The 12,887-nt window shown below is 45.1% G+C and carries 16 protein-coding genes; all 16 read right to left on the bottom strand.

Annotated features, from left to right (window positions below; all coding sequences use genetic code 11):
* Window positions 1-66 precede the first annotated feature (66 nt).
* Window positions 67-1,680, bottom strand: coding sequence for an FMN-binding glutamate synthase family protein (locus BMZ22_RS05155; RefSeq protein WP_090082581.1), 1,614 nt, complete (start codon window positions 1,678-1,680; stop codon window positions 67-69).
* Window positions 1,681-1,797: 117 nt separating this feature from the next.
* Window positions 1,798-2,124, bottom strand: a complete 327-nt coding sequence (locus BMZ22_RS05160; RefSeq protein WP_090082584.1) for a hypothetical protein — start codon at window positions 2,122-2,124, stop codon at window positions 1,798-1,800.
* A gap of 184 nt (window positions 2,125-2,308) precedes the next feature.
* On the bottom strand, window positions 2,309-2,803 hold the full coding sequence (locus tag BMZ22_RS05165) for a GNAT family N-acetyltransferase (RefSeq protein WP_090082587.1): 495 nt from the start codon (window positions 2,801-2,803) through the stop codon (window positions 2,309-2,311).
* An 18-nt stretch (window positions 2,804-2,821) separates the two neighbouring features.
* Window positions 2,822-3,367 carry a protease complex subunit PrcB family protein gene (locus tag BMZ22_RS05170; RefSeq protein ID WP_090082590.1) on the bottom strand — a complete coding sequence of 182 codons (546 nt, stop codon included), beginning with the start codon at window positions 3,365-3,367 and terminating at the stop codon, window positions 2,822-2,824.
* A 216-nt stretch (window positions 3,368-3,583) separates the two neighbouring features.
* Window positions 3,584-3,967: a hypothetical protein gene (locus tag BMZ22_RS05175; protein ID WP_177183354.1), complete on the bottom strand. Its 384-nt coding sequence runs from the start codon at window positions 3,965-3,967 to the stop codon at window positions 3,584-3,586.
* Window positions 3,968-4,080: 113 nt separating this feature from the next.
* Window positions 4,081-4,896, bottom strand: a complete 816-nt coding sequence (gene coaW / locus BMZ22_RS05180) for a type II pantothenate kinase (protein WP_090082593.1) — start codon at window positions 4,894-4,896, stop codon at window positions 4,081-4,083.
* Complete coding sequence (locus BMZ22_RS16890; protein WP_177183355.1) at window positions 4,845-5,126, bottom strand: hypothetical protein; 282 nt, start codon at window positions 5,124-5,126, stop codon at window positions 4,845-4,847. The genes coaW and BMZ22_RS16890 overlap by 52 nt, the downstream gene beginning before the upstream one ends.
* A gap of 116 nt (window positions 5,127-5,242) precedes the next feature.
* Window positions 5,243-5,977, bottom strand: coding sequence for an ABC transporter permease (locus tag BMZ22_RS05185; protein WP_090082597.1), 735 nt, complete (start codon window positions 5,975-5,977; stop codon window positions 5,243-5,245).
* A 1-nt stretch (window position 5,978) separates the two neighbouring features.
* Window positions 5,979-6,689, bottom strand: coding sequence for an ABC transporter permease (locus BMZ22_RS05190; RefSeq protein WP_090082600.1), 711 nt, complete (start codon window positions 6,687-6,689; stop codon window positions 5,979-5,981).
* Window positions 6,686-7,594 (bottom strand): ABC transporter ATP-binding protein, encoded by a 909-nt coding sequence (locus BMZ22_RS05195; protein WP_090082604.1) that lies wholly within the window; start codon window positions 7,592-7,594, stop codon window positions 6,686-6,688. Before BMZ22_RS05195 ends, BMZ22_RS05190 begins: the two co-directional genes overlap by 4 nt.
* Window positions 7,595-7,682: 88 nt before the next feature.
* Window positions 7,683-9,050: a HAMP domain-containing sensor histidine kinase gene (locus BMZ22_RS05200; protein ID WP_245745213.1), complete on the bottom strand. Its 1,368-nt coding sequence runs from the start codon at window positions 9,048-9,050 to the stop codon at window positions 7,683-7,685.
* Window positions 9,047-9,715 carry a response regulator transcription factor gene (locus tag BMZ22_RS05205; protein ID WP_090082608.1) on the bottom strand — a complete coding sequence of 223 codons (669 nt, stop codon included), beginning with the start codon at window positions 9,713-9,715 and terminating at the stop codon, window positions 9,047-9,049. Before BMZ22_RS05205 ends, BMZ22_RS05200 begins: the two co-directional genes overlap by 4 nt.
* Window positions 9,716-9,985: 270 nt before the next feature.
* Window positions 9,986-10,912: a nucleoside hydrolase gene (locus BMZ22_RS05210; RefSeq protein ID WP_090082612.1), complete on the bottom strand. Its 927-nt coding sequence runs from the start codon at window positions 10,910-10,912 to the stop codon at window positions 9,986-9,988.
* Between the two features lie 70 nt (window positions 10,913-10,982).
* A complete protein-coding gene (locus tag BMZ22_RS05215) occupies window positions 10,983-11,630 on the bottom strand; it encodes an SDR family oxidoreductase (RefSeq protein WP_090082616.1) in 648 nt (215 codons plus the stop codon).
* A 143-nt stretch (window positions 11,631-11,773) separates the two neighbouring features.
* Window positions 11,774-11,977, bottom strand: coding sequence for a CDGSH iron-sulfur domain-containing protein (locus BMZ22_RS05220; protein WP_090082619.1), 204 nt, complete (start codon window positions 11,975-11,977; stop codon window positions 11,774-11,776).
* Between the two features lie 165 nt (window positions 11,978-12,142).
* Window positions 12,143-12,886 carry a hypothetical protein gene (locus BMZ22_RS05225; RefSeq protein WP_090082623.1) on the bottom strand — a complete coding sequence of 248 codons (744 nt, stop codon included), beginning with the start codon at window positions 12,884-12,886 and terminating at the stop codon, window positions 12,143-12,145.
* Window position 12,887 lies beyond the last annotated feature (1 nt).

Here is a 12,887-nt window from a genome sequence, read left to right on the forward strand (position 1 = left end):
ATGAACCCTCTTGAACGGATTTTTGTTCTGCTGTTATTTTCCCAATTCAAGTGTTAATTCAAACTTTCACGCATTCATCGACCCGTCTCCACCGGGCTGAATCATCGACTGATAGATGTCATCAAGCGACCATGTTTTGCCTTTTTCATCTTTATAAACGACATGTTCACGTTTAAAATGCAATGGTGACTCCAGCCCGGCTGCCGCTGCAACGCGATACAAGCCTTTGCGCATAGAGATCAGGTAATTAGCGGTGCGGTGTTTCTTTTCATCAACGACGAGGGCGTTCTGAAGGTCCGGATCAGTTGTTGCCACGCCGACCGGACAGCCGTTGGAGTGGCATTCCAGCGTCTGGATGCATCCAACTGTAATCATAAACGCCCGGGCAATGTTGACGAGATCAGCACCCATGGCCAGGGCTATTGCTACCCGATCAGGCGAATACAGCTTGCCTGAAGCAATAAGCTTCACCCGATCCCGGACACCATGTTTCTTTAATGCGTTATCCACTAACGGCAGCGCAGACCTGATCGGCAATCCGACACTGTCGGTCAGCTCCTGATACGACGCGCCTGTTCCGCCTTCGCTGCCGTCAATTGTAATAAAATCAGGTCCTTTACCGGTATCCCGTATCGCTTTTGCCAAATCTTCTGCTTCAAAGTGACTCCCCACCACGATTTTCATGCCAACCGGCTTTCCGGAATGTTCCCGCACGCGTTCAATAAAATCAAACAGCGAGGGAAAGTCATTGAACTCCGGAAAACGATTCGGGCTGTCAATGGACGTATACGGCTCAACCATACGAATCCGGGCAATTTCTTCGTTCACTTTTTCAGCATCAACATGACCACCACGTGTTTTTGCACCTTGGCCTAGTTTTACTTCAAACGCCTTCAGCTGTGGTATCTCACTTTTTTCCTTCAACTCATCCCAATTGAAATTCCCTTCCTTGTCCCTGAGGCCGAACATACCGGGGCCAATTTGCATAATCAAGTCTGCGCCGCCTTTTAAGTGATAATCAGACAGACCGCCTTCACCTGTATTCATCCACGTGCCTTTTGCAATGCCAAGCCCTTCAGACAAAGCGGTGATCGCCCGCTCACCAAGCGATCCGTAACTCATTGCCGACATGCCGATCTGTCCGCGGAGTTTAAACGGCTCTCTGCAATTTTCACCAATGACAATTGCATCTTCCTCATCAAGCAAATAAACCGGTGACGTTTCTTCTTCCAAATGTTCTTTCCTTTGTGTAAACAACGGGTCTTTTATTAATAAATAGCGATTCGTCGTTACTTTTGATTCCTTGTCCATTTTTAATTCCGCAGTTAGCTTCGGAAACATGCTATTTCGGATATAGTAGCCTTCTTTTTCAAAATCGCGCTGCGAACCGAAGCCTTCAACATCACGCTTATATTTCGCTTTTTTCACGATATGGCCGTACTCTTCCCGCGAAATCGGCTTGCTTTCCCTGTCATTATTAAAGAAATACTGACGGAGCTCCGGACCGATTTTTTCAAAAAAATACCGTGCCCGCCCGACTACCGGATAGTTGCGGAGCACCGGGTGCTGACGCTGCGTACGATCGACAAAATATATGTATGCGCCAGTTACCATAAGGATTAGCACAATTAGCGAAACAACAACAAATCCAATTACTGTCATGATATCTGCAATATTCACGTGTGTGGTCCCCACCTTTAATAAGACTTTATAAAAGTAGGGTGTGTTATTCAGTGGAAAATATCCACGGAAGGAGGAGAAGCATTATGAAAATTATGAAGGCAGCAATGATTTAACTCACTGCTGCCTGCTTAAATTTTTCACTTCTGATTCAACTTTGAATACGCGATTGTTCAGTACATCGGTCTTATCATCAAAATGATCAATTATTTTTTCAGTATAGTCACCTACACTGGCGACCAAATTTTTTTGAAGTCTTTCCTGGCCGTCTTCAATCCTCTTCTGCCCCTGTTTCAAATCGGTTATATCTGTTTGTAAATCAGTTATGTCTGTACGCATATCCGTTATATCTGTACGTATATCCGTTATATCTGTTCTTACGCCATCTAAACCCGTGCGTAATCCCTTTAATTCACTTAAAATCTGGTTTAACGTTTCATCCATCGGGCTCCCCCCTCGTTTAGGCTATTATACCACCGGAGGACAGCAAACACACGTAATTACTGTCACCGCATTCAACGCGTAAATCCATGAAAAACTACAGCGATTATCCGTCTATCTATAGCGATGCGCTGAAAACTACAGCGATTTCTCACGAATCTACAGCGTAAATAACCATACTCGCGCATTAGTTCAGCTTGTACATATAATACTCATTTGCAGGCTGCCCATCGATCATCAGTGAATGGATTTTTTCACCTTCAATCTGAAAACCCATTTTCTGATAGAGATTGATCGCTTTCTCATTGTCTTTAATGACTGTCAGCTCCAGCCTTGAAATACCCATTTCGTTTGCCCATTCATATACTCTCTCAATCAATGATGTTGCAATCCCCTGACCATAAAATGCATCATGAACACCCAGCGCAATGTATGCCGAATGCTTGTTCCGTTTCATTTTGCCGCCAAACGCAGCGATGAAGCCGGCGAGAGTACCAGCCGATTCAGCCACGAAAAAAGCCGACCGCTCTTCAGATAAAACCTTTTCGATAGCCTCTTTTTGCTGATCAACTGTTGTATTTCGTTCACCGGGTTCATGCAGCATGAAACCTGACGCATCAACACGTTTGTTCAGTTCTAGAAATTCTTTTGCATCGTTTGATTCGATTGGTCTAATCATCATCGTTCTTCGCTCCTGTTTTCAGCCGCCCATTAGCTTCTCGGGCTGGATGGGCTCACTCTGCTCGCCGTCATGATTCTCTTTGCTTTTTTCTAAAAATCGATAGTCATAATCGCGCGTTCCTTCCAGTTCAGCTATTGCCATCGGGTAAGTTAAAGCTTGCGTGTTAATGCTGCCTTCTTCCGGTTCGATGGTATGGTATGTGACGTGCACCGTTCCCTTATCAGCCTTGGATTCCGGTGAAATTATTTTTTCAAGCTGCATTGAATCAATTGTGACGGAAAAGCCGCCGGTTGATTTCTGTCCAAGCATGATAATTACGTACGTTTTACTATCAGCGTGAGAAACTTTCTTCGCTTCTTCTTTCCTGTTTTTTTCAATCCACGTTTGGACACTTTCGGGCGCTTCACCAGGATTAATCGACTTAAATGAAAGGTCTGATTTTTCCTTCGTGATCGGTCCTTCTTCACGCATCGTGTCATCCTCCGTTGTTCCTGGCGCACAGCCAGTTAATAATAGGGCTGACAAAACAATTAGCATGATAAAATCCATAACATTTCGTGTCATAGTTGGAAGCCCCTTTTCAGCTATACTACTTGCTTCAGCTGAATTCTGTGAATCCTTTCTTTCATCTCACTCAGTTATAACGCTGGTAATCATTCGTATGATATGTATCCCTTCTTTTACTACCATTGTCAGCTGCCCAAATTTTCAAGACCTCTCCCGATGAAGTAGCCGGCTGTTGCGATGCCGGTTGTCAAAAATATATACTCCTCCCGCTGTTCACTCCTGTTTTCCCTGATCTATAAGTCTGGCATTCTCGTCCGATTCGCTTCTCTCCTCGGTTCCGTTGTCGGTTCCCATAAAATTATGCCGTCTCAAGAATAATGTTGTGATAAGCGCCGCTTCGCTGAGGACAAACAGTCCCCCCATCAGCACTAACCCGCCGAAAAACAGTTCTTCGCCTTTGCCTGTCGTATAGAGAAACCAGCCAAATACGGCACATGCCCACAAAAACAGATTAATCATACTGGCGATGAATGTCTGTGAACCGAATAAACCTGTCGCTTCAATCATTTTCCAGCCGTAAATATAGCTGACTGCCAATGCAATCATCATAAATAGAATAATAAAGATAATAACCGGAATGCTTCCTTCTAACGTCATGCTATTGTACACCTGCCATTTTGCTTAAAAGATTGCGTTGAACTTTTCCCGTTTCACATGTTTTATTATACCAAAATCCAATAAAAGCTCACATCAAAATGGCAGACTCTCAATTACAGTGACAACAATGCGCCGAGCGCGCCGCTGTATTCGCCTTGCTTTAGAAACACCGGTTTTTTCCCGATCATACCGGCATATTTTTTAATTATTTCCTGAAGCAGCGGATTGGACTTGAATGACGAGCCGACATAAACGATCGATTCTGCATCATATTGGCCTGCCATTTGACTGCTGATTGTGACGAGCACCTCGCCGACAAGCCCAATCATGCCTGCTAAAATATCTTCATCAGCTGGCCGTTCATTAACGATTTCTTCCGTTTTTCCAAAGTTACTGGCAGTCAGATCCCCTGAGATTGGCGGCACCGTTCCTTCAAATATATCTTTTACTTTCAGATCAACATTCTCCCGGTTGCCTTCTGCTGCATTTCTAACGATTTGTTCATAGTGGTGCATGCCTGTCATTAAGAATGCGAGACCCATCAGTGTGCCGCCTCCGACACCCGAACCGCCGACACGTTTCTGTTTGCCGTTATTGACGCGATGCAGCGAAGTTCCGGTCCCGACATTGACAAATAAAAAATTGTCACCGATAGATTGTTCTTGCTGATTTGCTAAATATGTAATACCTTGTGCAGTTGCATCAAATTCGAGGACAGTTTTCGGTTCAGCGTACAGTCTTTCGGCAAGCGCATGACTTTTCCCGCCTGTTACGCATACCGCAGGGTTTTCAAACTGCCGGGCGACCCATGATGCTGCTTCTTCTAGTGCTGTAGATGGAAATGAATGATAGTTTACGATGCGGTCCTGATAATATGCTATTTTAATAAGTGTTCCCCCGGCATCAATGCCGATTTTAGCTTGGTCCATATTTTTTTCCTCCTGATAGTTGTCAACGGATAGCCCATGTCTCCGATTGTATTCACACTCAAAACCAGCCTGTCGTGATCATAACAAAGTTTTCGCCGCTCGACATTCAACCTTTTCGTTGAAAACGTATTCATTAAAAATGCAGAAAGTGCCAGAACCGCAATTAAGATAGCAATTTTGCCAAGTATCGAGTCATCCCCTGTTTGCATTCTTAAACTACTCGCTACCATTGTTTTATTACGTCCTGATGACGTAATTCGACATAACGATTTAAAATTCCTTTATTTTACTAATGAAAAAACCCCAGAATCCCTGCGTTAGATTCTGAGGTTCACCGTCGGGTTCTTTAAACAGCTTTTCGCTGAAAATAAAACCACCCGGCTGCCAGGAAAATGACCAGACTGCCGCCGACCACGGTCAGCACCTGCTCCCACGGCACATAAAAGACGCTGTCAGACGCACTCCCGGTATACATCATTAAAAAAGGCTGTCCCCACGGATAAAAGGGGCCAAAGTCTTGTGAGTTAACGGCTAATATTGCCGGCAATGTAAATATGACGTTCACGGCAAATGGTGCTGCAAAGCTTTTCCACATTATCGAGAGCGTCAGCTGGAGTGCTGCGAGCGGCAATGTTGCTATCCACCCGCCAAAGATGCTTTTCCAGAAAATAATCATCGGAAACGGATCGGTGATACCCTTCAGTTGCCCCACCAGAAAGACAGCACCAAGAAACAGCAGCTGCATTATCAGAACTGCAGCCATTAGCAGCGCGTATTTGGCTGCAAACACACTGCCTCGCGTAATCGGAAGCGACAGTAATTGCTTCCACCCGCCCGCCTGATGTTCATAACGGCATATGACACCAGCGAGCACACCGGTCATCAATGGCAAAAACAGAACAGCATAAGGCAAGAGCATGAATTGCACAAGTAATAGCCAGCTATTTCCTCCAGTTGCCATACCGGATAAATTTGTCATCACACCTATCATGAGACCAATGAATGGACTGACAAGCAAAATTGGCAGCATACCGGATTGACGGAACTTAAACACTTCAGTTCGTAACACATGCCAAAACATATCAGACCACATCCTTTCGTACAAAATGAAGCATACCAGTTAAATAGACAAGCAAACCTACGCCAATACCCAACTGCACGACGATATCAGGATTGGCCCAATCGTTCATTAACGCAGGCCACTTCCAAATCAGCCAGTCCGGCAATGAATAACCCATGTACGTTAAGATGACACCGATTACACCCGCTGTCACCGGGATCCCCTGATGACGGCTCACTAGCGCTATCCACAAATGGAGCGCTAAAACAGGCAACGATGCCGCGAACGGGTATAAGCTGAATTTTATCAGACTGGTATATGGCACGCTGTCACCCAAGTTAAGGTAGAGGCCGTATCCGAGTGTAAAGATGAGCAATAACACGGATGAAGTCAGAAGCAGAACTATTAAGACCGTGAATTTAGATAAATAGACTGCCATTTTAGAAACCGGTAGGGCAATCAGCTGTTTCCATGCATTTGTTTCATTTTCCACGCTCGCTATCAGGGATGTCAGAATAACAATGCCAAGCACGAGAGCAAGGGGGGTAAAAGCATGAACATTCAGCAAATAAAAGTGCCAATCGTTATCACTCTGTTGAAGCAGATAATCCTTTCGCAAACTATAATTAACCATCTGCAGACAAACGACGCCCAGCGGACCGATCAGTGTTAAAAGCCACACCCCTTTACGCTTGATTTTCAAAAAGTCCGACTTGAGTAAACGCCCGATCATAATACATTCCCCTTTGTCATATCGAGAAATATATCTTCCAGCGAACGCTTCGCTTCTTCAATGCGATACACATTATAGCCATCCTGAACAAGCATTCGGACAGCCTGTGCGACGTGCGTATCTGAGCCCTCCTGCAAAAAAACAAGCCCATCCCTGCTTTCCGCATGAACGCCCCTGACCAAAAGTGCCTCAGAGGCCGCCATACTGTCGCCGACACGCAATGTGATATGCTCTCGGGCATGATCCCGAAGCCTTTCAATGGTGTCCTGAAAAATCAACTTTCCCTCGGATATAATTCCGACCGATGTGGCCATCTGATCAATTTCAGATAGCAAATGACTTGAAATCAGAACCGTGATGCCAAATTTGGCAGGCAGGCTTTTAATTAAATGACGTACCTCAATAATGCCTGAGGGATCCAGTCCATTCGTCGGTTCATCAAGAATAAGCAGTTTCGGCTCATGAAGTAAAGCAGCAGCAATACCGAGCCGCTGTTTCATTCCTAATGAAAATGCCTTCACTTTTTTATCGGCAGCATCCTCCAACTTCACAATTGCCAAAACCTCATCAATACGCGATTTCGGTACCTGATAGATTTTCCTGAGCGCTTCAAGATTCTCCCTCGCCGTTAAATGGGGGTAGTAGGATGGGTTTTCCACAAGGGAGCCGACCTGTTTTAAAATGCTGATTCGTTCTTTTTTTAAATCCCGGTTAAAAATATGTATCGTTCCGGATGTCGGCTTCATCAGCCCGAGCAGCATCCGTATGGTGGTGGTTTTCCCTGCGCCATTCGGGCCGAGAAAGCCATACACTTCCCCTTCAGGTATCGCGAGATTAATCGTATCCACCGCCTGCTCCCGACCAAATTGTTTAACTAATTGATTCGTCTGTATGACATAATCCATTTGCTTCACCTCACTCATAGAATACATGCCTTCGTTTAAACTTAGGTTGAGCAAAGGTTAAAAATTGTTTAAAAATACACCCAGCATGCTAGTCACCGGGTGCATTACCATGTTGTTTTTTCTTTTTCAAACGAAAGGTGGTACCATGATGATTCGTTTCCACGTTCCATTCCAAGCCCATTTGCCGGACCATCATATCAACTATTGATAATCCGATACCAGCTCCTTTATCGGTTGAATTTTCATCCATCCCCGGGCCATGGTCAGTGATGACAATGGCATCATAAGCTGTAGTTTCCTCGGTGAATACACCAATATACCGACCATCTTTTGCATAGCGGATAACGTTTTGCAGCACGTTATCAAGCACTCTGTCCATCCACAGCGTATCGATCACCCATATACTGTTTTCAAACGGCTCGAGATCAATTTCTATGTAAAATTTTTCCTGTTCAAACAGTGGGTACCACGAAGCAAGTGCGGTTTTTATATACCGGATGACATCAATCTTTTCAGGCTGGTATTCCAGCTTGCTTGCTGTCAGCAGCGTATAGGACATCAGATTTTCCATTAGCCGATCGACCCGGTCAATCGACCCCCCGAGCCTGTTAACCGCCCTCTGTTTATCCTCCGGGGTCAGATTATCCATTGTCAATGCATCCATCTGGGCCCGCATTTTAGTCATGGGCGTGCGCAAGTCATGGGACAGGTTAGCAATCAGCTCGCGTCTCAGCTGTTCTTCCTGCTGCTCGCGCCGTCTGCTCTCACGCAATTCGATAACCATCGTATTATACGCCGTTTCCAGCTGACCGATTTCATCCTGCTTTTTCACATCAATTAACACCGGCAAGTTATCAACATCTCTTACCGTCATGGCATTCTGAAGGTTTAACAATCGTTTCCGGATTTGCCTGAAGAAGAATAAAGATAAAACCAGCAATAGGAGGAGCAGCACAAGAAATGTGACTGAGTACACCCAGGCCCGGTCACTTACGGCAGCATCCATCACTTCCCGCGGCAATTCCAGCACCATAAAACCTTCGTCATGTTGCTCCCCGATAAAAGCGACAACGGTAAACGGATTACCCGCATATCGGTCTTTAATAAATTGAGCGGTATAAGAAGCATCCCATTCAGCCGGAACCGTCCCGTTGGTGTCCAATTCGGCTGCAAGCTGCCCTTCGTCGTTTACCCAAAACATGCCGGCTTCGGGATAGGCTTTTTTCCATTTTCGGAAATGTGTCATGACCGATGCTTTAGATATTTCTTCCAAACCTTCCGCATCGATGTGCCATTTATCTTCAACACCAGCATAACCCCGCTCCAGTTCATCGACATCCGTACTAGATAATATAAAGACTGATATTAATAAGCTGATTTGAATAATAAATACAGCCGTAAGTATAATGAGGATATATTTCACTTGCAATGATTTTAAAAAATGGAACAGTTTCATTTTCGCACCCTGTAACCGATGCCGCGTATCGTTTCAATAATTGCCGGTTTGGCAGGGTCTTTTTCCAGCTTTTCCCGTAAATGACGGATATGGACCATCAACGTTTTATCCCCATCCATATACGGTTCTTCCCATACACCCTCATACAGCTGCTCTTTCGTTAAAATCTGATTTAAATGCCGTAAAAAATAGCGGAAGATCTGATACTGTTTCCCGGTAAGCCGAATTTCCTCGCCTGTTTCTCGATTGGTAATGTGCAGATCCTTTGGGTTAACGGTCAAGTGCCGCACAGTCAACAGTTCAGTCTGTTTATCAAACCGCCTGAGCAGGACTTCGACGCGGGCTTCGAGTTCTTCTGGATGAAAGGGTTTGGTGACGTAATCCTCTGCAAAACTTAACCCCTCCAACTTATCTTCAACGGCTGTGCGGGCTGACAGCATTAAAATCGGCACGTCCGGTTTTTCTTTTTTAATGCGCCTTCCAAGTGAAAATCCATCCAAACCAGGCAGCATCACATCCAAAATAACAATATCCGATTGCTGAAGGTAATGTTCAACACATTCACCGGAAGTCAGCCATGTGACATCATGCCGCTTTGCTGTTAACCGCTGAGCGACCCACCTGCCGATATCTGTTTCATCTTCAATGTATAATATGCGAGCCATCGCAATCCTTCTTTCAAAAATTATGTGCTTTGTTTCTTATTTTAAATATAGACTTGGCAGGACCTCATGCGAAATTGTGCGGAGACCACGCGATTTCCGTCCAGCATCACGCGAAACTCAACCGGACCACGCGATTTCCGGAGTTGACCAACCGAACCACGCAGATACCAACCGAATTCCACCCATCACTACGCGAACCGCGGCATTTGCCGGTCGTGCCACCAGCTAATTGCCATCCGTCACGCGCTTCACACCACCACTTCCCCACACTTAATACGTTCTCAGTCCATCAAGAAACAGCTGCCAGAATTTATCCTGATCGAGCCACGTGGCAAACTCTACATTTGGCTTTCTGTCCGTCCGCCCTTTAAAATCTGCGACAGTCATACCATATGTGAATTCACCATGTGTTTCGACATCTACAACTGCCTGCTGAAATTCGCAAATGGAAGGATCAATCAAATAAGCAATCGGGCAAGGGTCATGCAATGCGGCACCGGCAAATTTCCCTTTATAGGCGCTTGAGTAAAATTTGATCATATCCACAACCGTTTCAGCGACAGTGTTATCGATTGCCTGCAGTGCTTTAAGTTTATCCGGTGTGGCGAGAGCCTGATGTGTGAGATCAAGCCCGAACATTGCAATCGGCACACCGCTTTCAAACACAATTTTTGCCGCTTCAGCGTCTGCAAACATATTAAATTCGGCTGCTGCTGTACGGTTTCCATACGTGCCGCCGCCCATCATGACGATTTCGGTGATTTTTGCAGAAATGTCCGGTTCTTTCCTTATCGCCATCGCAATATTGGTCATCGGTCCGATTGTTACCAGCTTAAGGCCGTCCTCGGAGGAACGCAACGTTTCAATTAAAACATCGACCGCATGGCCTTCAGTTAATGATTTAATCGGAGCTTCAGGCAACCCTGTTCCATCGAGACCACTTTCGCCGTGTATATCGGCTGCCTCAAATGGCTCTCTTACAAGCGGACGAGCCGCTCCCATTGCCACAGGCACGTCATCCAATCCGACAAGATCACAAATGCGCAATGCATTTTTTGTGTTTTTTTCCACACCGACATTGCCGGCTACCGTTGTAATAGCTTCAATTTGTAAATTGCTGATACTGGAAGCTGCTAAGATAATCGCCATCGCGTCATCGTGACCCGGGTCGCAATCGATTATGATTTTCTTTGACATATGTATTCACCTCTTGCCTTATTATACACACAAAAACACCAAAAGCACATTGGCTTTTGGTGTCATTTGCTTACAGATCTTTTAAAGCTTTATCAATTGCGGTATCGCCGGAAATTAAGTCAAACCCGCGTTTATACGTGTTTTCCTCTGCCAATGAAGCAATCACGGTTCCGGCCACATCTTCGCGCGGGACAGAGCCGCGTTCATCAAGGTTCTCGGCAATCGTAATTTCTCCTGTGCCTTCTTCGTTCAGCAATCCGCCAGGCCGCACAATCGTATAATTCAAATTGCTTAACTCGAGCATCCTGTCAGCATAATGCTTCGCTGCATAATAATGTTTAATTTTTTCATTCCAATTTTCACGGTTATTGGCTTGTAGCGCGCTGACCATGATAAACCGCTCTACTTCTGCTTCTTCAGCCGCTTCAATTGATTTTCCGGCCCCGTCCAAATCGACAAGCAATGTTTTCTCTGCACCGGTGCTGCCCCCGGAACCGGCAGCGAACACAACCGCGTCACAGCCTCTAGCTGCTTTAACAATTGACGTTTTTCGCCCTTCAAGGTTGGCGATCACCGCATCAACACCGTTTTTCTTCAACTCTTCTGCCTGCGCTTCTTTTCGGACCATTGCCCGGACTGTATGTTTATCATTATTTTGCAACTGTTTCACGATATGTTGTCCAATTTGGCCATTTGCGCCGATCACTAAGACTTTCATGATTCCCACTCCTCATGGTTAGAATTAATCCATACACTAATATTATTCCAAAACGAGGAGGTGATGACAACTGTGCTGTTTCTTAACAGCGGCACCAAGCCGCCATGATCAGGGTTGAAAATTAATCGGTTAGCACCCGCGTTTTAATCAGCGCGCGGCTCGCTTTCAAACCCTGCTTTCCGATGACTCCCGTCACAGAACGGCTTATTGTTCGAATGACCGCAGCGGCAAAGCGAAAATGCCTTCTTCGTTTCAAACACATTTCCCTCTGCATCGACCATTTCCACTTCGCCTTTCACCAAATACGGTCCGTTGTCGTTCACTTTAATGCGTGCCTTTTCACTCATGCACCATCCTCCTCTGCAAGGTTTTCTAAATAGTATATTCAATAATGTACCTGGATAACCCTTCTTTTTTTGCAATTCGAATCAAAAAGACCAAACCATCTTGTGATTTGGTCTCTGCAGCTCCACCCCTTTACACCGAATAGGCTATTCAGAGTTATACTACTTTTAACTTTCGCCCATATGGTGGCCTTGGAAAAGAGCACCCTTCCTTTTCTCAAACGGGTACAATTTTTGCTGTTTTGCTTCCTTAGCGTGTTTGGTCATAATCTCATCAAGCAATTCTTCAATATTCTTGCCGTCTGTCTTAATCCCTAATTTTTCAGCCGACTGAGATATTTTCTTTTCGTGTACCGCTTTTTGCAGCTTTTTGGCATCTTTCCCCTCGGTCGCTATATTGAGCGCATCAGCTTCTTGTTTAATTGACGCTTCCATAACGGCTTTTTTCAATTGTTCAACGTCTTTTCCGGCAGGGTCAATGCCGAGTTCATTTGCCCGCTGATTCAGCATTTCTTCAAACACTTCTTCAGCAAGCAATTGTGGATCTTTTCCCTTTATGTTCATGCCCAATTGTTCTGCTTTTTTCTTAACTTCAGCATGATGAACTTCTCTGGCCAGCTCTTTAATACTTTTCCCATCTGTTTCAATGCCGTTTTCTTCGGCTGATTGTTTAATCTTTCGCTCAGCGACCTCCTGGTGGAGCTGCTCTTTATCTTTTCCTCCTGTATCAATTCCGAGTTCTTCGGCTTTCAGTTTCAGGAAAATATGATGATACGTTTCCTTTTTCGAATCCTCAGTCTGTTGTTTCTGTTGTTGCAGGTCTTCGGCAAACCCTTTATAAAAAGCTGATGCAGATGGCACACTTGAAAACAGCATAAGTGAAAGTGCCATCAGGAAAATGAAACTTCTCATG

This window comes from Lentibacillus persicus (assembly GCF_900112705.1).
Taxonomy (GTDB): Bacteria; Bacillota; Bacilli; order Bacillales; family Amphibacillaceae; genus Lentibacillus; species Lentibacillus persicus.

Bases quoted from the DNA above. Each gene is read 5' to 3' on its own strand.
- BMZ22_RS05205 (WP_090082608.1), bottom strand. From the start codon at position 9,715: ATGGCTCGCATATTATACATTGAAGATGAAACAGATATCGGCAGGTGG.
- BMZ22_RS05225 (WP_090082623.1), bottom strand. From the start codon at position 12,886: ATGAGAAGTTTCATTTTCCTGATGGCACTTTCACTTATGCTGTTTTCA.
- BMZ22_RS05160 (WP_090082584.1), bottom strand. From the start codon at position 2,124: ATGGATGAAACGTTAAACCAGATTTTAAGTGAATTAAAGGGATTACGC.
- BMZ22_RS05170 (WP_090082590.1), bottom strand. From the start codon at position 3,367: ATGACACGAAATGTTATGGATTTTATCATGCTAATTGTTTTGTCAGCC.
- BMZ22_RS05195 (WP_090082604.1), bottom strand. From the start codon at position 7,594: ATGGATTATGTCATACAGACGAATCAATTAGTTAAACAATTTGGTCGG.
- BMZ22_RS16890 (WP_177183355.1), bottom strand. From the start codon at position 5,126: ATGGTAGCGAGTAGTTTAAGAATGCAAACAGGGGATGACTCGATACTT.
- BMZ22_RS05200 (WP_245745213.1), bottom strand. From the start codon at position 9,050: ATGAAACTGTTCCATTTTTTAAAATCATTGCAAGTGAAATATATCCTC.
- BMZ22_RS05190 (WP_090082600.1), bottom strand. From the start codon at position 6,689: ATGATCGGGCGTTTACTCAAGTCGGACTTTTTGAAAATCAAGCGTAAA.
- coaW (WP_090082593.1), bottom strand. From the start codon at position 4,896: ATGGACCAAGCTAAAATCGGCATTGATGCCGGGGGAACACTTATTAAA.
- BMZ22_RS05220 (WP_090082619.1), bottom strand. From the start codon at position 11,977: ATGAGTGAAAAGGCACGCATTAAAGTGAACGACAACGGACCGTATTTG.
- BMZ22_RS05210 (WP_090082612.1), bottom strand. From the start codon at position 10,912: ATGTCAAAGAAAATCATAATCGATTGCGACCCGGGTCACGATGACGCG.
- BMZ22_RS05175 (WP_177183354.1), bottom strand. From the start codon at position 3,967: ATGACGTTAGAAGGAAGCATTCCGGTTATTATCTTTATTATTCTATTT.
- BMZ22_RS05185 (WP_090082597.1), bottom strand. From the start codon at position 5,977: ATGTTTTGGCATGTGTTACGAACTGAAGTGTTTAAGTTCCGTCAATCC.
- BMZ22_RS05165 (WP_090082587.1), bottom strand. From the start codon at position 2,803: ATGATGATTAGACCAATCGAATCAAACGATGCAAAAGAATTTCTAGAA.
- BMZ22_RS05215 (WP_090082616.1), bottom strand. From the start codon at position 11,630: ATGAAAGTCTTAGTGATCGGCGCAAATGGCCAAATTGGACAACATATC.